This window comes from Bacillus sp. PK6-025 (assembly GCF_056530265.1).
This window is the reverse complement of the sequence record NZ_CP096509.1, coordinates 708,605-734,423: the sequence shown is the minus strand read 5'-3', so window position 1 is coordinate 734,423 and position 25,819 is coordinate 708,605. Positions and strand designations below refer to the sequence as shown.

The following is a 25,819-nucleotide window of genomic DNA, read 5'->3' as shown; positions in this document are numbered from 1 at the left end:
GTACTAAAGGTTAGGCGATTTTTCCACCAACAACAAAAAAGCACCACTTCAGGCGCTTTTAAAATTAGTATGGCGCCGTTTTCCCCGCTGACTTCACCCGCAGACGGAATTGTTTCAAGCCGTACATGCTGCTGTCCGCCATCGGCGCGATCGCAAGCTTTTCCATCGAGGAATACTGCTTCAGAAGCCCCTCAAGGGCAATCGTTGCTTCCAGCCTCGCGAGCGGAGCGCCTAAGCAGAAATGGATGCCGTGGCCAAATCCGATATGCGGGTTCGGATGACGGTGAATATCAAATTCGTGCGCCCTCTCAAATTTCGCTTCATCACGGTTGGCAGAAGCAAGAAAAGCGACGACGCCTTCTCCTTTTTTCAAACTTACTCCTCTGATCTCGGTATCCTGTTTAACGAAGCGCACGATCATCGGCGCGGGCGCCCGGAAACGGACGGCTTCCTCGACGGCCTGCGGAATCAGTTCAGGATGCCTGGCGAGCTCGTCATACGCACCCGGTGTTTCGAGAATGCTGTAGACCGCATTTGAAATCAAATTGGTCGTCGTTTCATTCCCCGCCATCAAGAGCAGGTTGCAAAACGGAACCAATTCATCAGGAGAAAGCTTGTCCCCTTCTTGTTCGGCTTTGATCAAGAGCGAAATCAAGTCATTGCCGAGGTTTTGTCTTTTCTCTTCGATCATCTTTTCAAAAAACGCGGTCAGCTCTTCTTCGCCTTGATCCCTGATATTTTTCCACTCGTTCACATCTTCTTGCCGGTCGCTCTTCGGCAGGCTGACCAACACGTCGGACCATTCTTTGAAATGGTGCTTATACATTGAAGGAACGCCGAGCAATTCCGAAATGACGATGACGGGCAACGGATATGAAAAATTCTGTACAAGGTCGATCTCTTCCCTGCCGCGGATTTGAACGAGCAGTTCATTCGTCAGTTCGCGAATGCGCGGCTCCCACTCATTCATGACACGCGGAGTAAAAGCCTTGTTGACGATCGATCTGATTCTCGTGTGTTTCGGCGGATCCATGCTGATCAACGTTTTCGCAAACGTATTGCCGGTTCCAAGCTGATGGAACTGATTTGAAAAAAAGTCTTTGTCGCTGATCACTCTTTTGACATCGTCATAACGGAACACACTCCACACCTTGCTGTCTTCATCATAGTGAATCGGTGATTCGGTGCGCATTTTTTCATACCATGGAAACGGATCATACGGGTCTTGTCTGTTCTTTCCGTTAAGCAGCGCTTTCTGAATAGGGTTCTGCTGTTTTGTTTGACTCATTCGCTTTCACTCCTTCGGTTCTTGTCAGCTGATTCATGAAGTTCAATATGTTAGTTTAAAATTAAAAGAACCCACCGGATCATTCAACCAACAAGTGGAAAAGAAGTGTCGAAAAAGTGTTTGAGGAGGCGGCTGAAGTGGCTGACAGCTATCGCGGGGACAAGCGGATTACAAAATCGAAAACAAATTTAAAAAAAGCCTTGTTTGAACTGCTGGCTGAAAAAGAATGGGGAAAAATCTCTGTACAGGATATTACGCAACGGGCAAACTTGAATCGAACGACATTTTATCAGCATTATCAAGATAAATACGATTTGCTTCATCAAAATATGAGAGACATGTTTGAAGCGATGAAAGAGGATATTTTTTCGCCGCTTGATATAGATTGCAGCGGGGAAAAGCCTGAAGCGTACTGGTATGTGCTGCGCTTTTATCAGCATTTACAACAGAACTGCGATGATTTTGCGATTATCATCAACAGAAGATATGAGCTGAACATTAAGGAGCTGCTCAATGACTTTTGGAATGACAGCTTTTTGACGGGAATCAAAAAAACGGCAGCTTCCGATACTAATCGCTCAGTGCCTCTTGATATCCAGCGGCGATTTGTGATTTCCGCCTTTGCGGGCACAGCCGCATGGTGGCTTGAAAATGGCATGCCTTATCCGCCCGAATTGATGGCTGAATCGTTGATCAAAATGATCCAAAAAAATTGACGGCAAAAAAAGAGACAAAACGGGTGCTCCCGCTCTGTCTCTTCACCGGTTATTTCTGCGCTGCCTTGAGCGCACGCGCGCCGATATCCGTCCGGTAAAACAGCCCCGGTTTTCTTACTCGTTCCACCGCTTGATATGCTGCTTCCCTGGCCGCTTCAAACGTCTCGGCAAACGCCGTGACATTGGCGACGCGGCCGCCGTTTGTCACAAACTGACCGCCGCTTTTTTTCGTGCCTGCGTGAAAGACGACGGTCTGTTCCATATCAGGCTCAAGCGTGCTGATCGGCGTGCCTTTTTCATAGCTTTCCGGATAGCCGTCAGATGCTAGAACAACGGTGACTGCCGCCGTATCCTTCCACTTCAGCTCCACTTCTTTGTCGGCGAGGAGGTCAAGCAAGACTTGTACAAGGTCTGATTCAAGACGCGGCAGTACGACCTGGGTTTCCGGATCTCCGAATCTCGCGTTGAATTCGATCACTTTTGTTCCTTTTTCGGTTAGCATTAAGCCAGCATACAAGACTCCCGTAAACGAACGGCCTTCTTTAACCATCGCTTCGGCCGCCGGCTCCAAAATCGTTTTAACGGCGTCTTCAACGACCGCATCCGAAATCTGCGGCACCGGGGAATATGCGCCCATTCCCCCTGTATTCGGGCCTTTGTCTCCGTCAAATGCCCGCTTGTGATCTTGCGCGATCACCATCGGATACACTTTTTCACCTTTGACAAAAGCCATCAGCGAAAATTCTTCACCGCTCAAAAATTCCTCGATAACGACAGAGGCGCTTGCATCGCCGAACTTTTCATCTTCTAAAAAGTCATGCAGACACTGAACCGCATCTTCGGCTGTCATCGCGACTGTGACGCCTTTTCCAGCGGCAAGCCCGTCAGCTTTGATGACGATCGGCGCGCCTTTTTCCTCAACATACGCCTTTGCTTTTTCAAAAGATGTAAACGTTTCGTATTCTGCTGTCGGTATTTGATATTTTTTCATCAGATCTTTGGCAAACTGCTTGCTTCCTTCAATCACCGCTGCTTTTTTCGACGGACCGAACACCGGAAGGCCCGCTTCTTCAAATGCATCCACAAGCCCTTCGATTAGAGGGACCTCAGGACCGACAATCGTCAGTCCGATATTGTTTTCTTTTGCGAAAGCGAGAAGCCCTTCGTGATTGCCTTCGTCAAGATCAACGAGTACGGCGGTCCCGGCCATTCCGTCATTGCCGGGCGCCGCATATACAGTGCCGACAAGAGGGCTTTGCGCCGCTTTCCAGGCGAGCGTGTGCTCCCTGCCGCCTCTGCCGATAATCAATACGTTCACGCTGGTCACTCCCTTAATGTTTGAAATGGCGGATTCCGGTGAACACCATCGCGATCCCGTATTCATCCGCTTTTTGAATCGAATCTTCATCACGAACCGATCCGCCCGGCTGAATGATCGCCGTCACACCGGCTTTAGCCGCTTCTTCGACCGTATCAGGCATCGGGAAGAACGCATCTGATCCGAGCGCGCTTCCTTTCGCTTTCCCGCCGGCTTGCTCAATTGCGATTTTCGCGGAGCCGACTCGGTTCATTTGTCCAGCGCCGACGCCGATCGTCATATCGTCTTTTGCCAGGACAATCGCATTCGATTTGACATGCTTCACAACTTTCCAAGCGAGCTTCAAGTCAGCCCATTCCTGTTCGGTCGGCTCTCTTTTCGTCGGAATTGTGATGTCGGCGTCGTCAAAACCGTGCATATCCAGATCCTGAATCAAAAGCCCGCCTTGAACAGATGTCAGCTGCTTTTCGTTTTTCACAGGCTGATTGACATCAAGGGTCAAGAGGCGAAGGTTTTTCTTGGATGTTAAAATATCAAGCGCTTCTTGGCTGAATGCTGGCGCGATGATGATTTCCAAAAAGATTTTGTGAAGCGTTTCAGCCGTCGCTTTATCCACTTCCCGGTTCAAAGCGATGATGCCGCCGAAAATTGACGTTTCGTCAGCGGCGTATGCTTTGTTAAACGCCTCTTCGATCGTGTTGCCCGTCCCGACGCCGCAAGGGTTCATATGCTTGACGGCAACCGCAGCCGGCTCCGTGAACTCGCGGACGATTTGAAGTGCTGCATCCGCGTCTTTGATATTGTTGTAAGAAAGCTCTTTTCCGTGCAGCTGTTCAGCTGAAGCAATTGACCCTTTGACAGGGAGCGCACTTTGATAAAAGACTGCTTCCTGATGCGGATTTTCGCCGTAGCGGAGCGATTGCTTTTTCTCAAAGGTGACGGTGAACTGTTCAGGCTCTTTTTCGCCGGTTACCTTTGTTAAATAGTCAGCGATCAACGCGTCATACGCTGCCGTGTGGCGGAACACCTTCGCTGCCAACTCGCGTTTTTTCTCAAGAGAGACGCTGCCGTTTTCTTTCAAGTCGTTCAGTACAGGGGTGTAGTCGCGGGGATCGACGATGACCGCCACGTCCTGGTGGTTTTTCGCTGCTGCGCGAAGCATGCCTGGACCGCCGATGTCGATATTCTCAATCGCTTCTTCGAATGTGACGTCTTCTTTAGAAACCGTTTCTTTAAACGGATATAAATTAACAACGACAAGGTCGATCGGCTGAATTCCCTGTTCATTGAGCTGCGCCATGTGTTTTTCGTTGCCGCGGACGGCAAGAAGCCCGCCGTGAATATTCGGATGAAGGGTTTTCAGACGGCCGTCCATGATTTCGGGAAAGCCCGTCACTTCAGAAATGCCGATGACGTCAACGCCGTTTTCCTGAAGAAGTTTGCTTGTGCCGCCTGTTGAAATCACTTCTACGCCAAGCTCTGTCAATTCTTTTACAAAAGGGACAATGTTCGTTTTATCTGATACGCTGATTAATGCGCGTTTGATCGTCATTCCTTTTCACCTCTGCCATTTAGTTCAAGAAGCTCTTTGATTACTTCGGGATAAAGCTCATGCTCCAATTTGTGTATCTTTTCTTCAAGAGATGCGAGTGTTTCGCTTTTTTCAAGCTCGACGGCGCGCTGGGCGATAATCGGACCGGTGTCCATGCCTTCGTCAACATAGTGAACCGTGATGCCCGCCACTTTCACACCCGCTCTGTACGCCTGTCCGATCGCGTCGATGCCGGGAAACGCCGGCAGGAGCGACGGATGGATGTTGATGATTTTATTCCGGTAAGCCGACAGAAGCGTATCGCCGATCAGTCTCATGTACCCCGCCAGGACAATCCATTCTGCTCCGTGGAGGCGGAGCTGTTCAACGATCACTTGTTCAAAAGCTGCTTTATTTTCGAACGATTTCGGCTGGAATGCGAACGATGGAATTCCGGCTTTTTCAGCTCTTTCAAGCACTTTCGCATCGGGCTTGTCACAGACGACAAGAACGATTTTGGCATCCCAGTTCTCTTCTCTCATTCTTCTTGCGATCGCTTCAAAGTTCGTTCCGCTTCCTGATGCAAATACCGCGAATTTTCTCATGAAAGACCGGCACCGCCAAACTCAACGCCGCTTCCGGCTTTCACTCTGCCGATGAGATAGGCTTTTTCACCGTTGTTTTCGAGCGTTTGAATCACGTCTGTCATATCCTCTTCTTTCACCGCAAGGACAAACCCGATTCCCATATTGAAAACATTGAACATTTCCTCGGACTTCAGGCCGCCTTTCTCCTGAATGAACGGAAAGACAGGAGGGACGGGCCAGGAGCCGATGTCGATTTCAACACCGAGACCATCAGGCATCATGCGCGGCAGGTTTTCAATAAAACCGCCGCCGGTCACGTGCGCCATGCCTGCGATTTTACCTGATTTCACCGCTTCAAGGACAGGCTTGACATAAATTTTCGTCGGCTCTAAAAGCTCTTCGCCAAGAGGCCGTTCAAAAGGTGTATACGTCTCATCAAGGTTCAGACCGGCATCTTCAAGAAGAACTTTACGAACGAGAGAGAAGCCGTTGCTGTGAAGTCCGCTTGAAGAAAGTCCGATTAAAAGGTGCCCTTCGCTGATGTTTTCGCCCGTGACGATGCCATCTTTTTCAGCGGCTCCGACCGAGAACCCGGCAATATCGTATTCATCCTCTGTATAAAGACCCGGCATTTCCGCCGTTTCTCCGCCGACTAGCGCTGATCCTGACTGTACACAGCCTTCTGCGACACCTTTTACAATTTCTTCAATTTTGACGGGGTCGGCTTTTCCGACCGCAAGGTAATCAAGGAAGAACAGCGGCTCCGCTCCTTGAGCGAGCACATCGTTGACACACATAGCGACGGCATCGATGCCGATCGTGTCATGCTTGTCCATCGCAAAAGCGAGCTTCAGCTTTGTGCCGACACCGTCCGTTCCCGAAATCAGAACCGGCTGTTTGTACGGCAGTTCTGACAGGTCAAACATGCCGCCAAATCCGCCAAGACCGCCCATTGCGCCGATTCGCTTCGTTCTTTCCACATGTTTTTTCATTCGTTTTACGGCTTCATATCCGGCTTCAATATCAACCCCGGCGTTTTTATAGCTTTCAGACAACACAATCCACTCCTTATTCCGCGCTTGTCCATTCGTAATATTCAAAATCAAAAGAGCAGCCGCATCGCTTCTGCTGCCCTTTATTCATTTCAGGAGACGCGGCGCTTCAAGAGCGCCGGCCGGTTTATTTTGTCAAAACGGCTTCTTTCACGTGAGGAAGAACCGTATCCTGATAAATCTCGGTCGGGTATTTTCCTGTAAAGCAGGCCATGCACTGCCCGCAGTTTTCGTCTTCATACTGTCTTCCGATCCCGGAAAGGAGTCCTTCAATGCTCAAGAATGACAATGTATCGGCGCCGATTTCCTGACGGATTTCTTCCACTGAATGGGAGGACGCGATCAGTTCTTCATGCGTTGATGTGTCAATTCCGTAAAAGCACGGATGGGCAATAGGCGGGGAACTGATTCTGACGTGCACTTCCGTCGCTCCGGCTTCGCGCAGCATCGTCACAATTCTGCGGCTTGTCGTGCCTCTCACGATGGAATCGTCCACCATGACGACGCGCTTGCCTTCAACGACCCCGCGGACGGCTGACAGCTTCATTCTCACGCCCTGCTCCCTGAGCGACTGTGACGGCTGAATGAACGTTCTACCGACATAGCGGTTTTTAATCAGTCCGAGTTCGTAAGGAATTCCCGTCGCTTCGGCATAGCCGATGGCCGCTGAAATGCTTGAATCCGGAACCCCTGTCACCACATCTGCTTCAATGCCTGATTCTTCAGCAAGCTTTTTACCGAGATTTTTTCTCGCGCTGTGGACATTAATGCCGTTAATATTACTGTCAGGCCTTGAGAAATAAATGTACTCCATGCTGCAGATCGAACGGTTGATGTTGATGGAGAACCGCTCAGACTTCATGCCTTCATCATTGATGATCAGCATCTCGCCCGGTTCTACATCTCGCAAATATGTCGCGCCGACCACATCAAACGCGCACGTTTCAGAAGCGACGACGTACGCGTCGCCGAGCATTGCGACAGATAGCGGTCTGAGTCCGTTCGGATCAAGCGCCACGATCATTTCCTTTTCCGTCATGATCAGGAAAGCATAAGCGCCTTTCAGCATGGAAAGAGCGTTTTTGATCTGATCTTTCAGCTCGAAGTGGCCGCTTCTTTTAATTAAATGGGCGAGCACTTCCGTATCAGAAGACGTTTGAAAAATGCTGCCCTGGTTTTCAAGCTGCTGTTTCAGCTGAGTGGCGTTTACTAAGTTTCCGTTGTGCGCAAGCGCAAGGCTGCCGTTATTTTGCGAATGGAAAAGGAACGGCTGGACGTTTTCGAAGCCGCCGCCGCCCGCCGTTGCATAGCGGACATGGCCGATCGCTCCTTTTCCTGTCACCTTTTTGAGCTCGCCGTTTTGAAAAACTTCAGTAATCAGCCCCTGGCCTTTGTGGGCGGACATTTTTTCGCCGTCTGTCGCCACGATGCCGGCACCCTCCTGGCCTCTGTGCTGAAGGCTGTGAAGGCCGTAGTACGTAATTTGCGGTGCTTCTTCATGCCCCCAAATCCCAAATACGCCGCATTCTTCATTTAAGCCTTTGATTTCAGCAAGCATGGGATAGCTCCTTTCCATGCGCTTTCGAGCTCTTCTATCTGCGCATGAATCCATTGTTGTCCTTCCTGGCTTTGAACAGACAGCGCGCTGTCTGACGTTACTTCGCCGATGAGCTCGGCGTCTTTGACAAGCTTTTCGAACGCTTCTTGATGCTCTTTTTTCACAGAGACGATAAACCGTGATTGTGTTTCGCTGAATAACAATGCAGATTCGCCTGCAAGCGTTACATTGGCGCCGAGTCCTTGAGAAGATATGACGCTTTCCGCCAGCGCCACGCCGATGCCGCCTTCTGAGACGTCATGCGCGGACTGCACGAGCCCTGTGCGGATCGCTTTCAGAAGCGCTTTTTGACGCGCTTGTTCGACTTCCAAGTCGATGGCAGGCGCTTTGCCGTAAATCTTTCCTTCGGACAGTTTTTGCAGCTCGCTTCCGGCGAACTCAGGGAATGTTTCGCCGATGACATAAATCAAATCGCCCGCTGCTTTAAAGTGCTGGGTCGTAATATGGTCTGTATCTTCGATCAGTCCGACCATTCCGATGACAGGCGTCGGGTAGATCGCGCTTCCGTTTGATTCGTTGTAAAGAGAGACGTTTCCACCGATGACCGGTGTGCTGAGCACGTTGCACGCCTCGCTGATCCCGTCTGCCGCTTTTTCGATCTGCCAGAAAATCTCCGGCTTTTCCGGATTCCCAAAGTTGAGGTTATCCGTAACGGCAAGCGGTTCTGCTCCGGAGCAGACGATATTGCGGGCCGCTTCAGCGACAGCGATTTTCCCGCCTTTTTCCGGATCGAGGTACAAGTAGCGGGCATTGCAGTCCGTTGTCATGGCAAGCGCCTTTTTCGTGCCGCGAATCCGCAGGACGGCTGCATCAGAGCCCGGTGCGACAACTGTGTTCGTCCTGACCATGTAGTCATATTGGTCATAAACCCATTCTTTGCTCGCAATAGTCGGCTGCTTTAACAGCTCGAGAAGCGTTTCTTTCGCATCTTCGACTTTTGGTGCAGGAACGTCTGTTTCAAGGAACTCTTTATAATAAGCCGGAACTTTTGACGGCTTATGGTAAACCGGCGCTTCCTCTGCAAGCGCATCAACCGGAAGATCGGCAACCATTTCCCCGTTGTGGAAAAGGCGCAGCATCTTGTCGTCTGTCACGTGACCGACAGCCACAGCTTCAAGATCATACTTGTCAAAAATATCGATGATCTCTTGTTCGCGGCCGCGTTCGATGACTAAAAGCATGCGCTCCTGAGATTCGGAAAGCATCATTTCGTACGGCGTCATCCCTGTTTCGCGCTGCGGGATCAAGTCAAGGTTCATCTCGATGCCCGATCCGGCTTTGGATGCCATTTCCGCGCTTGAACTTGTCAGTCCTGCCGCACCCATGTCCTGAATACCGACCAAGGCGTCTGATTTGATGACTTCCAGACACGCTTCAAGAAGCAGCTTTTCCATGAATGGATCGCCGACTTGCACAGCCGAGCGTTTTTCTTCTGATTGGTCAGACATTTCCTCTGAGGCGAACGTGGCGCCGTGGATGCCGTCGCGCCCCGTTTTCGCACCGACGTACATGACCGTATTGCCGACGCCTTTCGCCTGCCCTTTTTTAATATCTTCATGGTTGATCAAACCGACACACATCGCGTTGACAAGCGGATTGCCTTCATAGCAGCTGTCAAACTGAACTTCACCGCCTACGGTCGGAATGCCGATGCAGTTTCCGTATCCGGCAATGCCCGCGACTACTTCTTCAAACAAGTACTTCACACGCGGTGAAGTGAGTTCACCAAACCGGAGAGAGTTCAAAACAGCGATCGGACGCGCGCCCATTGAAAAGACGTCGCGGATGATGCCGCCCACACCTGTTGCAGCTCCCTGATAAGGCTCAATCGCTGACGGATGGTTATGCGATTCGATTTTGAAGACAACCGCCTGATTGTCGCCGATATCGACGATTCCTGCGCCTTCCCCCGGCCCTTGCAGGACGCGTTCGCCTTTTGTCGGGAACTTTTTCAGGATCGGCTTGGAATTTTTGTAGCTGCAGTGCTCTGACCACATGACCGAAAAAATCCCGATTTCCGTATAGTTTGGAAGCCTTCCGAGAATCGATTCAATCATGGCAAACTCGTCATCGCTGACACCCATTTGCTGATAGAGCTTCTCTTCCTTAATTTGTTCTTGACTTGGTTCAAGCAGTAGCGACATGAGTTTCCCTCCAATTTTTCACGATAGATTGAAACAGTTTAAGACCGTCGGCGCTTCCGAGCAGAGAATCGACTGCGCGTTCAGGGTGAGGCATCATGCCTAATACATTGCCTTTTTCATTGACGACGCCTGCAATGCCGGCGACGCTTCCGTTGATATCCGTTCCGTATGTGAAAGCGATTTGGTTATTTTCTTGTAATCCGGCAAGCGTTTCTTCATCACAGTAGAAGTTTCCTTCGCCGTGCGCGACCGGAATCGTGATGGATTCGCCTTTGCTGTAGGAAGATGTAAAAATCGTTTCATTGTTTTGGACGACAAGTTCAACCGGACGGCAAATAAATTTCAAATCTTTGTTGCGTCTCATCGCGCCCGGCAAAAGACCGAGCTCCTGCAAAATTTGAAAGCCGTTGCAGACGCCGAGCACCGGCTTTCCTTCTTTAGCCGCTTTTTTGACGGCCGGCATAATGTTTGCGAAGCGAGCGATCGCGCCGCATCTTAAATAATCCCCATATGAGAATCCCCCCGGAATGAGGATGCCGTCATATTCATCAAGACTTGTTTCTGTATGCCAGACGTATTCAGCTTCTTCGCCAAGCTCATCCTTGATCGCGTGGAACATATCGATATCGCAGTTTGAGCCCGGCAGCACAATCACCGCAAATTTCACTGTGCGACAACCTCCTCGACTTCGTATCTGTAATCTTCAATCACCGTGTTGGCCAAAAGTTTTTCGCACATTTCTTTGACGAGAACGTCAAGGTCGCGGTCCGATTTTTCGATGGTGAGCTCCATGTATTTGCCGATGCGGACGTCCTGAACTTCTTTGTAGGACATGCTGTGCAAAGCATGCTGAACGGCGCTCCCCTGAGGATCTAAAACACTCTCTTTTAAGCTGACATACACTTTCACTTTGTACATATTACATGCCTCCAAGTCTTTTGAATATTTCTTCGTATGCATCCGTCAATCCGCCCAGGTTTCTTCTGAACACATCTTTATCAAGCTTTTCATTCGTTTCTTTATCCCACAGCCGGCACGTATCCGGGGAAATCTCATCGGCCAGCAGGACCTCGCCGTCTTTATCGCGCCCGAACTCAAGCTTGAAATCTATCAATCTGACACCGCAAGCCGCGAAAATCGTCTGCAGCTCTTCGTTTACCTGTCTCGTAATCGATTTGATTTTCTCCACCTGTTCAGGCTCAGCCGCGTTTAAAATCCGGATATGGTCTTCTGTGATCAGCGGATCGCCGAGCGCGTCATCCTTGTAGTAAAACTCGATAATCGGCTGCTCCAGCTCCGTGCCTTCCGGAATGCCGAGCCGTTTGGACATGCTTCCCGCAACGACATTGCGGACAACGACTTCAAGCGGGATGATCGTCACTTTTTTAATGAGCTGCTCCGTTTCTGAAATTCGTTCAACAAAGTGGTTGTTGATTCCCTTCTCGTGAAGCCTTGTGAAAATCAGGCTGGAAATTTCGTTATTTAAACGGCCTTTTCCATCAATCTCGGCTTTTTTTTCTCCGTTAAAAGCCGTCGCCGAGTCTTTGTATTCGACAAACAACGTGTTGTCATCATCCGTCAGGTATATCTTTTTCGCTTTTCCTTCATATAAAAGTTCATTTTTCACAATATTCACAGAAGGCCTCCTAACCCGAATGTTGGAAATATTTCATCTTTTAGACCCCCGCCTGTTAAAGCGGGCGGTCGATTCTACGCTAAGCCTAAACGTTCAAAAATGTAGTCGACGTTTTTCAAGTGGTAATTGTAATCAAAGCAGTCGTTAATTTGTTCCGGAGACAGTCGGGACGTAATTTTTTCCTCAGCCTCGACAAGCTGGCGGAACGGCACTTGTTTCTCCCATGCTTCCATCGCTTTCGGCTGAACGGTGTCATACGCTTCTTCACGCGCCATGCCGGTATCAATGAGAGCGAGAAGAACGCGCTGAGAGTAGATCAATCCGAGTGTACGGTCCATGTTGCGCTTCATGTTTTCAGGGAACACGGTCAAGTTTTTCACAATGTTGCCAAAGCGGTTCAGCATGTAGTTCAGCGCGATCGTCGCATCAGGCAGAATGATGCGCTCTGCTGACGAATGCGAAATGTCGCGTTCATGCCAAAGCGGTACATTTTCATAGGCGGTCAGCATGTAGCCGCGGATGACGCGCGCCATTCCCGTCATGTTTTCCGAACCGATCGGATTGCGTTTATGCGGCATGGCAGAAGAACCTTTTTGGCCTTTTGCGAAAAATTCTTCGACTTCGCGGGTTTCGCTTTTTTGGAGGCCGCGGATCTCAACGGCGAATTTCTCGATGCTTGTCGCAACTAGCGCCAGTGCAGCCATATAATCGGCGTGGCGGTCTCGCTGTAGCGTCTGTGTTGAAATCGGCGCCGGTTTTAAGCCGAGCTTCTCACATACGTACTGCTCGACGAATGGATCGATGTTCGCGTACGTTCCGACGGCGCCTGAAATTTTACCGACTTCGATGCCTTCTTTCGCCTGCTTGAAGCGTTCCAGGTTGCGCTTCATTTCTTCATACCAAAGGGCGAGCTTCAAGCCAAATGTCGTCGGTTCTGCATGCACGCCGTGTGTGCGTCCCATCATGACCGTATATTTATGTTCCTTTGCTTTTTCTTTCAAGATGTCAACAAATCTCTCAATGTCCTTGAGCAAAATATCGTTCGCCTGTTTTAATAGATAGGAAAGAGCTGTATCGACCACATCTGTTGATGTCAGTCCGTAGTGCACCCATTTTTTCTCTTCGCCAAGCGTTTCCGATACGGCGCGGGTAAATGCGACGACATCGTGGCGCGTGTCCTGCTCGATTTCAAAGATGCGGTTGATGTCAAACGACGCTTTTTCCCGCAAAACCTTCACATCTTCTTTCGGAATGACGCCGAGCTCAGCCCAAGCTTCACAAGCCAGTATTTCAACCTCCAGCCATGCTTGGAATCTGTTTTCATCCGTCCAAATCGCAGCCATTTCCGGTCTTGAATAACGTTCGATCATTGTTTTCGTCCTCCATCTCTTTCAATCCACTTTTCTGTCATCTTCCCGATCCATTCATTGTCGGGTGTTCTTAAAAATGTGATATGCCCCATTTTGCGGCCCGGTTTGACTTCATGCTTTCCGTATATATAAAGCTTCGCTTCTTTTAATAGTTCGGGATCTTCTTCAGCCATGTACACTTCATCTCCGAGAAGGTTTACCATCATTCCTTCCTTCAGAAGGTCCGTTTTGCCGAGCGGCAGTCCGCAGACAGCACGGATATGCTGTTCAAACTGGCTCGTTTCGCAAAGATCAAGGGTGTAATGGCCGGAATTATGCGGCCGCGGCGCTAGCTCATTGACGAGAAGTTCGCCGTCTTCTTTCAGGAAAAGCTCAACGGCCAGTGTTCCGACAAGCTGAAGTTTTTCGGCAAGCCTGAGGGCAAGTGCTGCCGCTTGTTCCTGAACCGCTTCATCGGCCCGTGCCGGGACGATGCTCTGGAATAAAATATTTTGTTTATGGATGTTCTCTGCCGCCGGAAAAACGGTTGTCTCTCCGTGAACCGATCTCGTCACGATCACGGACAATTCCATTTTGAAAGGAACCCAGCTTTCCAAAATGCATGTGCCGTGCTGTAAAAGTGCTGCGGCTTCCCCGATTTGTGCTTGTTGTTTCAGGACGTACTGCCCTTTTCCGTCATACCCGCCGCGGCAAGTTTTCAGCACCGCCGGAAGACCGAGCTCCGCTACGGACGCTTCCAGTTCCGTTCGGTCGTGAATGATTCGGTACGGGGCGACTTTGCAGCCCGCTGATTCAATCGCTTTTTTCTCGGTTTCCCTGTTTTGCGTAAGGAGCAACAGCTCGCTCCCTTGCGGAAGGTAAGCGTGCTCTTTCAGCCAGTTCAGCGCATCATAATCGATGTTTTCGAATTCATAAGTAATCACATCGCTCGCTTCGGCAAGCTTCCGTATCGCTTCGCGATCATTATAAGCAGCCGTAATTTCAAGGTCTGCGACCTGTCCGCACGGTGATGAAGGGACAGGGTCAACAACAGCGATTTTATAGCCCATTTGTTTGGCCGCGACCGCCATCATTTTGCCAAGCTGTCCGCCTCCGATAATGCCGATTGTCGCTCCCGGAAAAATCGTTTGTTTATACAAGCTGATCACTGCTTTCCAACACGGTTTTTCTGATGCTTTCCCTTCGTTCATCCAATCTTCCGGCAAGCTTTTCGTCAAAAGCTGACAAAATCTGCGCCGCAAGCAGTCCGGCGTTGACCGCTCCCGCTTTGCCGATGGCAACGGTCGCAACGGGTACACCGCCCGGCATTTGAACGATTGAAAGCAACGAATCGAGACCGTTCAGCGCTTTTGACTGAACCGGCACACCGATGACGGGCAGCGTCGTTTTGGCTGCGACCATTCCCGGCAGGTGAGCGGCTCCGCCCGCTCCGGCAATGATGACTTTCAAGCCTCTTTCCCGCGCCGTTTCGGCATATTCGAACATTAAATCAGGCGTCCGATGTGCGGAGACGACCTTTTTTTCGTACGGAATTCCCAGTTCATCGAGGATGCCGCAGGCATGTTTCATCGTTTCCCAGTCAGATGTGCTTCCCATGATAACACCAAGAAGAGGCTGCATATCTTTTTGTCCCACCTTTAGCTGTTATTCTTCGCATATAAAAAGCCCGGCATGTATTGCATTTGTAGGAAGCAACACAAACCGGGCATGGCGCGTGTATCGTCAGTTAGTCCGCTTCTCGCGATCTCCATGTCAGTTTATTGTCCACTTTCCTGCATAGTCCGATGATTTACGGTCATCGGGTAGAGACTTATGGGCCATATTCCCAAGATTATATGAGGATGTGTTTTCATGTCATGTTTATCTTAACAACGGACTGTGATAATGTCAACGACATTATCGAACGATAGTATATTTTGTTGTTCTAATGTTCGGGTTTAGAGTAATTTCCCTTCGAATATAATTTTTCTTCCGCACGGAACAACCTGAATCGTTCCATTTTCCTTTGTTTCTTTGAAGACCGGCTCCTCCATTCGACGCACCGGTGTATAGCCTTCTTCCTGCATCTTCGTCAACACGGATTCGATCGTTTCGCCTTCCGTTACTTCAAAGCGCTTTTTTTTCGGCTTTGTCATTATTCTTTAATTCTCCTTTTCTTTACGGCTTTCACCCAGAATCCGCCGTGTATCGTCTTCGGTTCATAGGAAATGATAAATGCTTTTGAATCGATTGATTTAATCGTTTCGTACAGCTGCAGTTCGTATTTTCTCGGCGTCAAAATCTGCATCGCCGTTCTGTCTCCCTCAAGTCCGCCGACGACCCAGTGGGTGACGCCGTAGCCTTTTTCCCTGAGCTGTTTCGGCAAATCCAAATCAAGCTCTTTCGTAATGGCGTTAACGGTAATATAGCCCAAAGCGAGCTTTTCTTCAATTTTCGTGCCGACGATGATTCCGATTCCAAATCCGACCGCGTAAGCAATCACGTTTTGGATTTGATTTAAATTATCTAGAACGAGCCCCAGCCCGACGACGTAGACAAGCATTTCGATTGTCCCGATAAAAGCGGCGAGATACCGCTGGCCTTTAAGAGTCAGTATCATTCGAAGGGTTAAAAACGTTACGTATATAATATTGATAACCAGAATAATTCCAACCATGATCACACCATTCAATAGTGCTGAGTGAAGCAATTGAAATCCCTCCTTTAGATGCAAAGCAATCATATTCTACTAGAGAAATTCTCCATACACAATCCTGTAATGGCCCTGCTTCACCACAAAATTTTTCGACATTGCTCACTCCCATCAGTTTACCCTTTTTCTGCCGGTTTCAAAGCATTGAAACGCCATTAAAAAAGACGTTCAAATGAACGTCTTTCAGAGCTGGTGCTTATGATCCCGCTGACGATCTCCAACGGATCCGCTCAGTTTGCGGTGCTCCTTTTCCAAATCGCTCAGCGTGTATGACGAGAGGTCTTTCAAATTGTCCAGCCGCCCTGATTTTGCAAGCCGCCTGATTAAATACTCCTTTTTTTGTTTTACAGCTTTTCGAAGAAAGTTAGCCATCGATCACTCCCCCATCTTATTGGTTAAAATATATATTATTCTTATGAGTCAACTCAGGATTAATGCGGAGAAAAAACCGGTTCTTCAAGAAGAACCGGCAATATCTCCTTAAACAGGAATAAGCGACGACAACAAGTATCCGCCTACCAGCTTCCATGTTGCCGCAACGAATACCAATTCAAGCAAAAAGACGGTAAACACACAGTACATCAGGTCAAACCGCGCTTTTTCGCTTTTTTCATAAATCGATTGAATCAGCGTAAAAGTCCCGAATGTCAATCCCATAAAGATGACGATCGAGAGAATCACCGTCGCGGCCGTGAAGTTGATAATCGCGAATATCATCCACAAAGCGGCGGGGACGATAAACGGAACCAATAGAGAACCGTACTTTGCCGTGATATCGAAAAATGAAACTTTATACCTGAGCATAAAATTCGATACAACCCAGCTCGATGCTGCCATCCAAAACATGAAAGCCATGCAATAGATAAACACAACCAAAAACACTTCCAGGAACGGCACTGACACGCCGAACCCGAGAATTCTCCCCCTGCCCGCAAGCAGCTGATAAAAGTTGCCGAGCGAAAAGAAAACAGCTAAAAGCGTCATTGAAATAACGGAATACTTAAAATAAGACCGGTCAAAATCAAGTGCGCTGCGCACCGGGGATTTTAAAATATCGAGCACAAAGCTGAAATAGCGGAACAAAGCGGCAATCACGCTCTCCGTCACCGATTTGACTTTCGCCGCAGACGGATTCGTCTCCTTGCTTTTCTTCGCTTTTTTCCGGGAATTCCTCGACATCCTCGAAGCAGGTTCTTCTATATCATCTTCATTTCGTTTGTGATGTTCTTCAATCATATAAGCAACTCCTATTCTATTCAAAAGCTTTACATAAATGAAAAGCACTTTTATAAATTACATAAGCTGTGTGAAACAGTCAAGACAAACCTCTTTTTATCATAGATGCGGCAGCCCTTATATATGACGAAAAACGAAGGCGGAAGGTTCCGTTTTTAATGATTTGAAAATAAAAAAGGCTTGTCCAAATGAACAAGCCTTTTTCGCACAGCACACCTTATTTCAAGAAAATGAAATAAAGAATGAATACAACAGCCAATCCGTACATAATCGGATGGATCTCTTTTGCTTTGCCTTTAAAGATCATCGTGATCGGGTAGAAAATAAATCCGATCGCGATTCCGGTGGCGATGCTGTATGTCAGCGGCATCGCGATCATCGTGAAGAATGCGGGCACCGCAATCTCAAACTTCGTCCAGTCGATTTTGTTGAGATTCGCCACCATCAGCACGCCGACGATGATTAAAGCAGGCGCCGTCACTTGCGAAGTGATAACGCTGAGGACAGGCGAGAAGAACAGCGACAGCAAGAACAAAACGCCTGTTACGATCGCCGCAAAACCGCTTCTCGCTCCGGCCGCTACCCCGGCACTTGACTCAACATAAGCGGTCGTAGTCGATGTACCAAGGATCGCTCCGGCAACAGTTGCGGAAGAATCGGCAAGCAAAGCCCTGCCAGCGCGCGGCAGTTTGTTATCCTTCATCAAACCGGCTTGTGATGCAACCCCCACCAATGTACCGGCCGTATCAAAAAAGTCGACGAATAAAAACGTTAAAATAACGACAAGCATCTGCACCGAAAAGATATCGTGAAGGTGGATAAAGGCTTGTCCAAATGTCGGTGCAAGGCTGGGAACAGCACCGACAATTTTGTCAGGAACATCAATCTGACCGAAGATCATGCCGACAATCGCCGTGAGCAGCATACCGAAGAAAATGCCGCCGTTCACGCGCAATACCATTAAAATGACAGTAATGATCAGTCCGAAAACAGTCAAAAGAACGGGACCTGAATGAATATTTCCAAACGACACAATGGTATCCGGGTTGGATACGACGATTTTGGAGCCCTGCAAACCGACGAAAGCGATAAACAGACCAATTCCCGCACCGACGGCCATTTTCAGCTCATAAGGAATCGAATTGATAATTTTTTCCCTCAAACCGGACAGCGAAAGAGCGATAAAAATTAGTCCGGAAACCATAACGCCGGAAAGGGCCGTCTGCCATGGAATCTGCATGTTCAGAATAACGGAGAATGCAAAGAATGCGTTAAGCCCCATTCCGGGCGCAAGGGCGATCGGATACTTCGCAAGCAGCCCCATGATAAAACAGCCGACAGCTGCTGAAACCGCTGTTGCCGTAAAGACCGCGCTTTGATCCATTCTCAATGCATCCGGGAAATTTTCCACCGACGCCAGAGAAAGGGTAAGCGGGTTGACGATCAAAATATATGCCATGGACAAAAATGTGGTAAGTCCGCCGATCATTTCTCTCCGGTAGTTTGTACCCAATTCTTCAAACTGAAAGTAACGCTTCAAAATGGTATACTCCTCTCGTTTGTCTGTCGCTTTTATTGTTTCAAAAACCTTTGCTTTTAAACAAAAAACGCCCCAATTGGCGGGACGCTTGACTACGGCATATTTCATACTGAAAAAATGTTTTTTTCACGGACAAAATATTGTATACAAGCGTAGTCAAGCTATTTACGGTAGCTTGGTAGAAACTTATGGGCCATATCCCCATGATTATACGACAAGTCTTTTTTGAATTACTATACTATTGTAGCAATATCTAACGCTGAACACAATACAAAAAAACGAACATTAATGATTTTAATGTTCGCTTCGTTCGTTGTTTTTTCCAGATTCTGACCGTGGTCTGCAGCGGGTTAATTCCCTGTTTTCTTCAATTCAATCAAGTGCACCTTGTGATCATTGAAATAAAATTCAAGCACCACGTCTCTTTTTTTATCCTGATATTGTATTCCGGTTTCATACCCTTCGACAAACCAAAGCTCTTTATATTCTTTTCCATATACTTCGACCACTGTTTGAAGTGTATCGTTGATTTTGATGCCTTTTGCACTAGTCACGGTTTGAGCGGAAGAAATATTGAACAATAGCACAATTTTCTCCTGTTTATCTATTTCTGCTTTTACGCCTGACATATTTTTGGCTTTATATTCCACAACCCCTGTTCCACTTTTTACAAATCGATGGTCATTTTTAACGCTGTCGCCGATTTTTAAGCCTGCAATACTCTCGTTTTCCAGACTGACGGATGTAAAGTTCACCGTTGCAGCAAAATAAAAAATGAACGCAAGTACGGCGAACAGACAGAGGACGCCTGATAAGGCCATTCGGGAAATTATTTTTTTCTTGAGCAGAAACAGAGCTGTTGCGGTGATGAAAGCAATGAATATAACTGATTCCTCTCCCAATAAAAAATGCCCCAGCCTCATAAAGGCTGGGGCATTTGTCTTATTCCCACTCGATTGTTGCAGGCGGCTTGCTCGTAATGTCGTAAACCACACGGTTAATGTGCTTCACTTCATTGACGATCCGTGTCGAGATTGTCTCAAGGACATCCCAAGGAATTCTCGCCCAGTCGGATGTCATGCCGTCAATCGATGTCACGGCGCGAATGCCGATCGTATAGTCATAAGTTCTTGCGTCTCCCATGACGCCGACGCTGCGGATATCAGGAAGAACAGTGAAGTATTGCCAAATATCTTTTTCAAGATCAGCTTTGGCGATTTCTTCGCGGAGAATCGCATCTGATTCGCGGACGATTTCAAGCTTTTCATCCGTCACTTCTCCAAGAACGCGGATGCCGAGGCCTGGCCCCGGGAACGGCTGGCGCCAAACGATTTCGTCGGGGATGCCGAGCTCGGTACCGAGCGCACGCACTTCGTCTTTGAAGAGCGTATTCAGCGGTTCGATCAGTTCAAACTGCATGTCTTCCGGAAGTCCGCCGACATTGTGATGCGATTTGATCGTCTGAGCTGTCGCTGTTCCGCTCTCGATAATGTCGGTGTAAAGCGTTCCCTGTGCAAGGAAGTCAATACCTTTCAGTTTTTCCGCTTCATCGTCAAACACGTAGATAAACTCATTACCGATGATTTTACGTTTTTGCTCAGGGTCTGAGACGCCTTTAAGCTTGTTCAGGAAGCGGTCTTTCGCATCAACTTTGATCACGTTCATGTTGAAGCCTTCACTGAACGTCTTCATCACGCCTTCCGCTTCGCCTTTTCGAAGGAGCCCGTGGTCTACGAAAATACAAGTGAGCTGGTCGCCGATCGCTTTATGGATCAAGACCGCAACGACAGAGGAGTCAACCCCTCCGCTCAAGGCGCACAGCACTTGCTTATCGCCGACTGTTTCGCGGATTTTCTGCATTTCAATCTCAATAAAGTTTTCCATTGACCATTCGCCGGCACATTCACAAACACCGAAAACGAAGTTTTTCAAAAGGTCGTTTCCGTATTCTGAATGGCGGACTTCCGGATGGAATTGTACGCCGTACCATTTCTTATCCTTCTTGCTCATTGCTGAATTCGGGCAATGATGGCTTGTCGCATCAACGGTAAAGCCTTCTGGAACTTCAACAACTAGATCACCATGACTCATCCAGACGACCTGTTCGTTTGGAAGATCTTTAAACAGATCCGGTTCACCCTCGATATGAATGTTCGCTTTTCCGTATTCGCGCTGGCTCGCAGCTTCTACTTTTCCGCCAAGGTAATGCGTCATCAGCTGCATGCCGTAGCAAATGCCAAGAACAGGGATATCCAGTTCGAAAATCTTTTCGTCGCAGCGGAAAGATCCTTCGTCATAAACGCTGTTCGGACCGCCGGACAAAATAATTCCTTTCGGATTCATTTCTTTAATTTCCTCTGCCGTCAATGTATGAGGATGCAATTCACTGTATACACCAAACTCACGAATGCGGCGGGTAATCAGCTGGTTGTACTGACTTCCAAAATCCAACACAAGAATCATTTCATTTACTAACTTCGTCATGGTGTCACCTCTTTATCAAATTGTCTTTTTGCACAGAAAAAATGGCGGCAGACACACGGCCGTCCTGCCCCCATTCACGGGACAAGGCCCGGCTTGTCCGATAGATAAGCCGCCGAGCCTGCCAGCAAGAATATATAAGGGTTTTTAATATTCACTTATTCTAACAATACGACTGAAAGCGGTCAAGACTATCTCTTTTTAATTAAATTTTCCCATAACTCCGCCGAATCATTCCACAGCTTTGCGGCGTCTTCCTTTCGATACAAAGCCCGTTCATATTGCCGGGTCAAAGCTGTCATTTCACCGTTTTGAAAGCGTTCATCAACCGTCTTCGCAAACTCGCGCAGCGTCTGTCCTTCTTCTTTTTGCATGCCTTGGCGCTTCAGCTGGCGGAGCAGCTCTTCGTAAGCTTTGAAGAAAACCGCGCCATCACGCCGTTTTTTCAGCCTGTTGATGATGATGTGCGGCATCCATTTTGCCCTTGTAAAGTAAAGCACCGCTGTCAACGCCAGCAACAGACCGAGTACAGCCGCACCAGTCAAAAGGGTACGGTCTGCATCCCCGCTGCCGGCATGAGAACCGCCATTGGCATCACGCTTTGTCTGAGGTTCGGGCTTCTCTTTGTTGTCTTGTTCTTTTACATCCTGCGGACGCTGACCTCCGTCGTTTTTCTTATCATCTTCTTTTTTATCAGAAGCCGCGCCAGATTGCCGGCCGCTGGACTCTTCAACGAGCTGCTCCGGATTTAAAAAGCCTTTCGTCGGTTCAAACGTAACCCAGCCTTGTCCTTCAAAGTACACTTCAACCCAGGAATGGGCATTGTTGTTTGTCACCTCGTAAATCGTCCGTTTCCGGTCTGCCGTCGTTCCTGCATATTCACCGGATGTATAGCCTTTCACCCAGCGGGCCGGTATTCCGGCCGACCGCAGCAGCACGATCATAGCTGTGGAAAAATTGTCGCAGTAGCCGATTTTCGTCTCAAATAAGAACTGATCGACATAATCCTGCTCTCCTTTAGGAACAGCCACATCTTCCGTTTCATAAGAAAACTCGGAAGAACCGAGATACTTCTCAATCGCTTTCGCTTTGTCATATATATTATCTTCGTCTTTCGTTAAATCGTGCGCCAATGTTTTCACGCGGTCGGGAAGGGAAGTGGGAAGCTGCAGATACTTCTCATGGCTTCTGCTCCATTTTCCCTCCGACTCAAAGCTGACCTTCCTCAGCTGATCAACATCAAAGACGGGTGATTTATAGGTGGCCGAATAGCTTTCCAGGTTCTGAATGTCCGCGCCTGTCTTGCCGGCCGGTTTTATTTTCTCTGTGTTTAAGTTCATGCGGAGCGGTACAAAGAAATTGTTGAGCTTGATTTCAGTCGTCCCAATCGGATACAGGACGTGATCGTACCGATAAGCCGGATCGATATCAACGATCGCTTTGCGCGTTTCGGTCTTCACGCCTTCGTCGTACCACTGGTAATCCAGCTCACCCTTGTCAAGCTGGATGGACGCGCCCGTTTTTTCGTCTTCAATCCAGCCTTTACCTGTATAGCGGCTTTTCGTTTCCACCCTGAAATAGCTTCGTTCATTTCCCTGCCACGTAAATACCCATGTATCGTCTTTTGAAAATGGCCCGCCCAATGCCTCATCATTCGTTCCATAGCCGACTTTGCTTTTGCCTGAGGAAGCAAAATCGCCTGTCGCAGCCGTCTGCAGAAACGGCACCGGATCAGGCCAGACGGGATCGGCTTTCGGCGAGACCGCGCCGATGCAAACGGCGGCGGCAGTCATCAATAAGAGCGGTGTAAACCATTTGGCAAACCGCGATCTTGAGGATTTTAACGCTTCTGATTCCCTGATCCGTTCCAAATACAGCAGGCCGAGAAGCAAAAAGCCGATCAGCACGATCCGGACGATCGCATATGATGCGTCAAACGGCGTAAATGTATCGATCACCGCGATATAAACAACGGTCATGATAAAAAAGAATAAAATTCTGCGCTGATAGATCACCCAGTAATGCAGCAAGTATACAAGCAGCCAAAGAAGGACGTAAAAGAGCAGCGTCCGAAACAACGGCGACATATCCCGCCACATGCCGGAGAAAATATAGGAGAAATTTTGATTTAAATCCTGAAAAAGCAGGGCAATCCATGAAAGTGAAAACACCGATCCTTCGTAAAAAATCGTGTGCAGCGCAAACAGAACGAAGCCAAGGCTGACCGGAAATCTGATAAACCAAGGGACCTTAAAAAATGTAAGCAAGAATACTAAGGCAATAAACAAAATAAAAAAGACGGTGTGCCCCGTATCGGTAAAATACTGCAAAGGACGCAGCCATTCCCACAGCAGCAAAAAGGTTAGGACATAAAAAAGCAATAAACCGAAACTGTTTCTTTTTCCCCCGGACAACATTTTCTCACCTCGCTTCAGCAAAACCCCGGGAAAAATGTTCCCCGTAAATGACGTTCACTTCAATCCCCCGCGCTTTTAATTGTTGGACAGCGGCGCTTTCCTCACTTGAGAGAGCTCCGCCTTTTTTCTTCACCAAACAAATGACGGGCAGTCCGCCGGATAGCGGTTTCTTCAAAACCTGCACCAATTCGTTGGTAATGCGGCTTGTCACAATATATTTAACGGCTTTTCTCATATCGGGATGGCCAAATTCCCCCTCCAGCAGACTGTGAAACGGCTGGACCGCATCGCAATCGGCAAGCGCCAAGTAGTAAAACAGCTTTCTCAGATGCTCCTCCCCTTGCCGAACCGGGAAGACATTCCGCTCTTTTCCTGTGGAAACAAGCCCTGCATTCGTCCCGCTCCTCATGGCAGAACGAATGATAGAAGCGGTAAACGCGACGATCTCTTCAAAAGCATCAGAGGGAGACTGATCCATGAAGACGAGCAGGTCATCCCCTTTCGTCTGCTCAAATTCCTTCGTCATCAGCTGGCTGCGCCGTGCTGACGTCTTCCAGTCGACCCATGCAAACCGGTCGCCCGGCTGGTATTCCCTGATACCTGATGCCAGTGTGCTGTCCTTTCGGCGAAGCTCTGAAACGCGGCCTGCATGTTCATCATAAGAGCTTCCGCTGGCGCGGAAAGTAATCTCTTGATAGGAAGGCAGAACGAGAAAGGAGTCTTCCAATTGAATCTCGCATTCTCTTTCCAGCAGTCCGAGCGGATCACCTGTGCGGACCCTGATTTTTGCTAAACGGTGGTCTCCTCTCGGGACCGAATTGATCGTGTACGTCATCTTAATTTCTTTTTTAAACCAAGGAAAGAGAAACTGTTTGGCTTCTGCCGAACGCCCGTTTCTCCCCAGCGAATCAGGCAGACAGTCTTCCACGATCATAAACATGATCGGAAAGGGCCATTTTCTCTTTAGCACGACAAAAGCCTCCAATTGATCACCGGCTTTATACTGCCCGCGGCTCAGCCTCCGCTCCGCTGTCATGTTCTTCAGCGGATAAAAGGCAAGCATGAAAGCATAAAGCACAAAGGGAAGAAATGAGTAGAACAAAAACCAGCTGACAAATCCCCCTTGAAACATCGCATAGCAAAACGTTGAAGCAAACAGAAGAAACACGATACACAGCTTCCATCCGTACTTCACAAGACCGATGCGCTCTCTCATCAGTTGCTCATCGGCCTTCTGACCGGAACTTCCGTTTTTGACATAATGTCCTGAAGAACAGCTTCAGGCCGCTTTCCTTCAAATTTCGCCTCTGACCGTAGAATCATTCTGTGTGCAAGGGTAAAAGGTGCCAAATACTGAATATCATCAGGAATGACATAATCACGGTTATATAAAAATGAAAACGCCTGAGCAGCCTTCATCAAGGCGATTGAGCCGCGCGGACTCACGCCGAGATAAACGGCGGAATGACTCCTCGTTTTTTGGGCGATCTCAACAATGTATTCTTTAATCGCAGCGTCTACATACACCTTTTCAGCCTCTTTTTGAAATGCGGCAAGCTCTTCTTTCTCTATGACAGGCTCAACTTCCTCAATCGGGCTGCGGTTTTCCTGAAGATCGAGCACTTGAAGCTCTTCGCGCACTGTCGGATATCCCATTCTCAGCTTGAATAAAAAGCGGTCAAGCTGAGCTTCCGGCAGCGGATATGTCCCTTCATACTCGACGGGGTTTTGTGTGGCCATTACAAAAAAAGGTTTTGAAAGCGGCATTGTCACGCCGTCTACTGTCACACTTCCTTCTTCCATCGCTTCCAGAAGCGCCGACTGCGTTTTCGGCGACGTTCTGTTGATTTCATCTGCGAGAATGATATCTCCCATAATCGGGCCTGAACGGTATTCAAACTCCAGTGTTTTCGGATTATATATGGAAACGCCTGTTACATCTGAAGGCAGTAAATCTGGCGTAAACTGGATTCTCTTAAATTCAGCGCCGGTTGACTTTGCCAGGGCGCGAACCATCATCGTCTTTCCGACGCCTGGAACGTCTTCCAGCAGGACGTGTCCGTTTGCAAGAATGGCAGTCAGGCTTAAAACGGCAATATCTTTCTTTCCTACCATTACTTTGTCAATATTATCAGCTACTTTTCCCAAAACGGGATGCAGCGTTTCTTCGTATGCCATCCTCTTCCTCCTCAT

At 48.5% G+C, this 25,819-nt stretch carries 24 protein-coding genes and 2 riboswitches; of the genes, 1 reads left to right on the top strand and 23 read right to left on the bottom strand.

Annotation, left to right across the window (positions count from 1 at the left end):
• Nucleotides 1–64: 64 nt before the first annotated feature.
• Nucleotides 65–1,288 carry a cytochrome P450 gene (locus M1D67_RS03715; RefSeq protein WP_035337035.1) on the bottom strand — a complete coding sequence of 408 codons (1,224 nt, stop codon included), beginning with the start codon at nucleotides 1,286–1,288 and terminating at the stop codon, nucleotides 65–67.
• 137 nt (nucleotides 1,289–1,425) lie between these two features.
• On the opposite strand from M1D67_RS03715, the gene M1D67_RS03710 reads away from it, so the two are divergent.
• Nucleotides 1,426–2,004 carry a TetR/AcrR family transcriptional regulator gene (locus tag M1D67_RS03710; RefSeq protein WP_035337038.1) on the top strand — a complete coding sequence of 193 codons (579 nt, stop codon included), beginning with the start codon at nucleotides 1,426–1,428 and terminating at the stop codon, nucleotides 2,002–2,004.
• A gap of 49 nt (nucleotides 2,005–2,053) precedes the next feature.
• Here the strand turns inward: M1D67_RS03710 and purD are convergent, their stop codons facing one another.
• The 22 genes from purD to M1D67_RS03600 form a co-directional block, all read right to left on the bottom strand.
• Entirely contained in the window at nucleotides 2,054–3,322 is a 1,269-nt protein-coding gene (gene purD / locus M1D67_RS03705; RefSeq protein WP_035337040.1) for a phosphoribosylamine--glycine ligase, read from the bottom strand.
• A gap of 13 nt (nucleotides 3,323–3,335) precedes the next feature.
• Nucleotides 3,336–4,874 (bottom strand): bifunctional phosphoribosylaminoimidazolecarboxamide formyltransferase/IMP cyclohydrolase, encoded by a 1,539-nt coding sequence (gene purH, locus M1D67_RS03700; RefSeq protein WP_035337043.1) that lies wholly within the window; start codon nucleotides 4,872–4,874, stop codon nucleotides 3,336–3,338.
• A complete protein-coding gene (purN, locus tag M1D67_RS03695; RefSeq protein ID WP_035337045.1) occupies nucleotides 4,871–5,458 on the bottom strand; it encodes a phosphoribosylglycinamide formyltransferase in 588 nt (195 codons plus the stop codon). Before purN ends, purH begins: the two co-directional genes overlap by 4 nt.
• Nucleotides 5,455–6,495: a phosphoribosylformylglycinamidine cyclo-ligase gene (gene purM, locus M1D67_RS03690; protein ID WP_035337048.1), complete on the bottom strand. Its 1,041-nt coding sequence runs from the start codon at nucleotides 6,493–6,495 to the stop codon at nucleotides 5,455–5,457. Before purM ends, purN begins: the two co-directional genes overlap by 4 nt.
• A 124-nt stretch (nucleotides 6,496–6,619) precedes the next feature.
• A complete protein-coding gene (gene purF, locus M1D67_RS03685; RefSeq protein WP_023855588.1) occupies nucleotides 6,620–8,050 on the bottom strand; it encodes an amidophosphoribosyltransferase in 1,431 nt (476 codons plus the stop codon).
• Nucleotides 8,026–10,254 carry a phosphoribosylformylglycinamidine synthase subunit PurL gene (gene purL / locus M1D67_RS03680; protein ID WP_020450438.1) on the bottom strand — a complete coding sequence of 743 codons (2,229 nt, stop codon included), beginning with the start codon at nucleotides 10,252–10,254 and terminating at the stop codon, nucleotides 8,026–8,028. Before purL ends, purF begins: the two co-directional genes overlap by 25 nt.
• Entirely contained in the window at nucleotides 10,238–10,921 is a 684-nt protein-coding gene (purQ, locus tag M1D67_RS03675; protein ID WP_043054147.1) for a phosphoribosylformylglycinamidine synthase subunit PurQ, read from the bottom strand. The genes purL and purQ overlap by 17 nt, the downstream gene beginning before the upstream one ends.
• A complete protein-coding gene (purS, locus tag M1D67_RS03670) occupies nucleotides 10,918–11,172 on the bottom strand; it encodes a phosphoribosylformylglycinamidine synthase subunit PurS (RefSeq protein ID WP_003179532.1) in 255 nt (84 codons plus the stop codon). Before purS ends, purQ begins: the two co-directional genes overlap by 4 nt.
• Before the next feature lies 1 nt (nucleotide 11,173).
• Nucleotides 11,174–11,890 (bottom strand): phosphoribosylaminoimidazolesuccinocarboxamide synthase, encoded by a 717-nt coding sequence (purC, locus tag M1D67_RS03665; RefSeq protein ID WP_020450436.1) that lies wholly within the window; start codon nucleotides 11,888–11,890, stop codon nucleotides 11,174–11,176.
• A 74-nt stretch (nucleotides 11,891–11,964) separates the two neighbouring features.
• Complete coding sequence (purB, locus tag M1D67_RS03660; RefSeq protein ID WP_020450435.1) at nucleotides 11,965–13,260, bottom strand: adenylosuccinate lyase; 1,296 nt, start codon at nucleotides 13,258–13,260, stop codon at nucleotides 11,965–11,967.
• Entirely contained in the window at nucleotides 13,257–14,399 is a 1,143-nt protein-coding gene (purK, locus tag M1D67_RS03655) for a 5-(carboxyamino)imidazole ribonucleotide synthase (protein ID WP_080131558.1), read from the bottom strand. Before purK ends, purB begins: the two co-directional genes overlap by 4 nt.
• Nucleotides 14,392–14,880 carry a 5-(carboxyamino)imidazole ribonucleotide mutase gene (purE, locus tag M1D67_RS03650; RefSeq protein WP_020450433.1) on the bottom strand — a complete coding sequence of 163 codons (489 nt, stop codon included), beginning with the start codon at nucleotides 14,878–14,880 and terminating at the stop codon, nucleotides 14,392–14,394. The genes purK and purE overlap by 8 nt, the downstream gene beginning before the upstream one ends.
• A gap of 136 nt (nucleotides 14,881–15,016) precedes the next feature.
• A riboswitch (purine riboswitch) is annotated at nucleotides 15,017–15,119 on the bottom strand.
• 78 nt (nucleotides 15,120–15,197) lie between these two features.
• Nucleotides 15,198–15,395, bottom strand: a complete 198-nt coding sequence (locus M1D67_RS03645; RefSeq protein WP_020450432.1) for an NETI motif-containing protein — start codon at nucleotides 15,393–15,395, stop codon at nucleotides 15,198–15,200.
• The gene (locus tag M1D67_RS03640; protein WP_370510518.1) at nucleotides 15,395–15,982 is read right to left on the bottom strand and encodes a DUF2179 domain-containing protein; all 588 of its coding nucleotides are present in this window, start codon (nucleotides 15,980–15,982) and stop codon (nucleotides 15,395–15,397) included. Before M1D67_RS03640 ends, M1D67_RS03645 begins: the two co-directional genes overlap by 1 nt.
• Nucleotides 15,983–16,135: 153 nt before the next feature.
• On the bottom strand, nucleotides 16,136–16,324 hold the full coding sequence (locus M1D67_RS03635) for a hypothetical protein (protein ID WP_479831596.1): 189 nt from the start codon (nucleotides 16,322–16,324) through the stop codon (nucleotides 16,136–16,138).
• A gap of 108 nt (nucleotides 16,325–16,432) precedes the next feature.
• Nucleotides 16,433–17,188 carry a hypothetical protein gene (locus M1D67_RS03630; RefSeq protein ID WP_479831595.1) on the bottom strand — a complete coding sequence of 252 codons (756 nt, stop codon included), beginning with the start codon at nucleotides 17,186–17,188 and terminating at the stop codon, nucleotides 16,433–16,435.
• A 217-nt stretch (nucleotides 17,189–17,405) separates the two neighbouring features.
• Nucleotides 17,406–18,728 carry an NCS2 family permease gene (locus M1D67_RS03625; protein WP_035337056.1) on the bottom strand — a complete coding sequence of 441 codons (1,323 nt, stop codon included), beginning with the start codon at nucleotides 18,726–18,728 and terminating at the stop codon, nucleotides 17,406–17,408.
• Nucleotides 18,729–18,861: 133 nt separating this feature from the next.
• Nucleotides 18,862–18,963, bottom strand: a riboswitch (purine riboswitch).
• A 115-nt stretch (nucleotides 18,964–19,078) separates the two neighbouring features.
• Nucleotides 19,079–19,630 (bottom strand): hypothetical protein, encoded by a 552-nt coding sequence (locus tag M1D67_RS03620; protein ID WP_479831594.1) that lies wholly within the window; start codon nucleotides 19,628–19,630, stop codon nucleotides 19,079–19,081.
• A 40-nt stretch (nucleotides 19,631–19,670) separates the two neighbouring features.
• Entirely contained in the window at nucleotides 19,671–21,212 is a 1,542-nt protein-coding gene (guaA, locus tag M1D67_RS03615) for a glutamine-hydrolyzing GMP synthase (protein ID WP_020450427.1), read from the bottom strand.
• Nucleotides 21,213–21,400: 188 nt separating this feature from the next.
• Nucleotides 21,401–23,626, bottom strand: a complete 2,226-nt coding sequence (locus M1D67_RS03610; protein WP_479831593.1) for a DUF4129 domain-containing transglutaminase family protein — start codon at nucleotides 23,624–23,626, stop codon at nucleotides 21,401–21,403.
• A gap of 4 nt (nucleotides 23,627–23,630) precedes the next feature.
• On the bottom strand, nucleotides 23,631–24,842 hold the full coding sequence (locus M1D67_RS03605) for a DUF58 domain-containing protein (protein ID WP_023855580.1): 1,212 nt from the start codon (nucleotides 24,840–24,842) through the stop codon (nucleotides 23,631–23,633).
• On the bottom strand, nucleotides 24,842–25,804 hold the full coding sequence (locus tag M1D67_RS03600; protein WP_035337062.1) for an AAA family ATPase: 963 nt from the start codon (nucleotides 25,802–25,804) through the stop codon (nucleotides 24,842–24,844). Before M1D67_RS03600 ends, M1D67_RS03605 begins: the two co-directional genes overlap by 1 nt.
• Nucleotides 25,805–25,819: the final 15 nt, after the last annotated feature.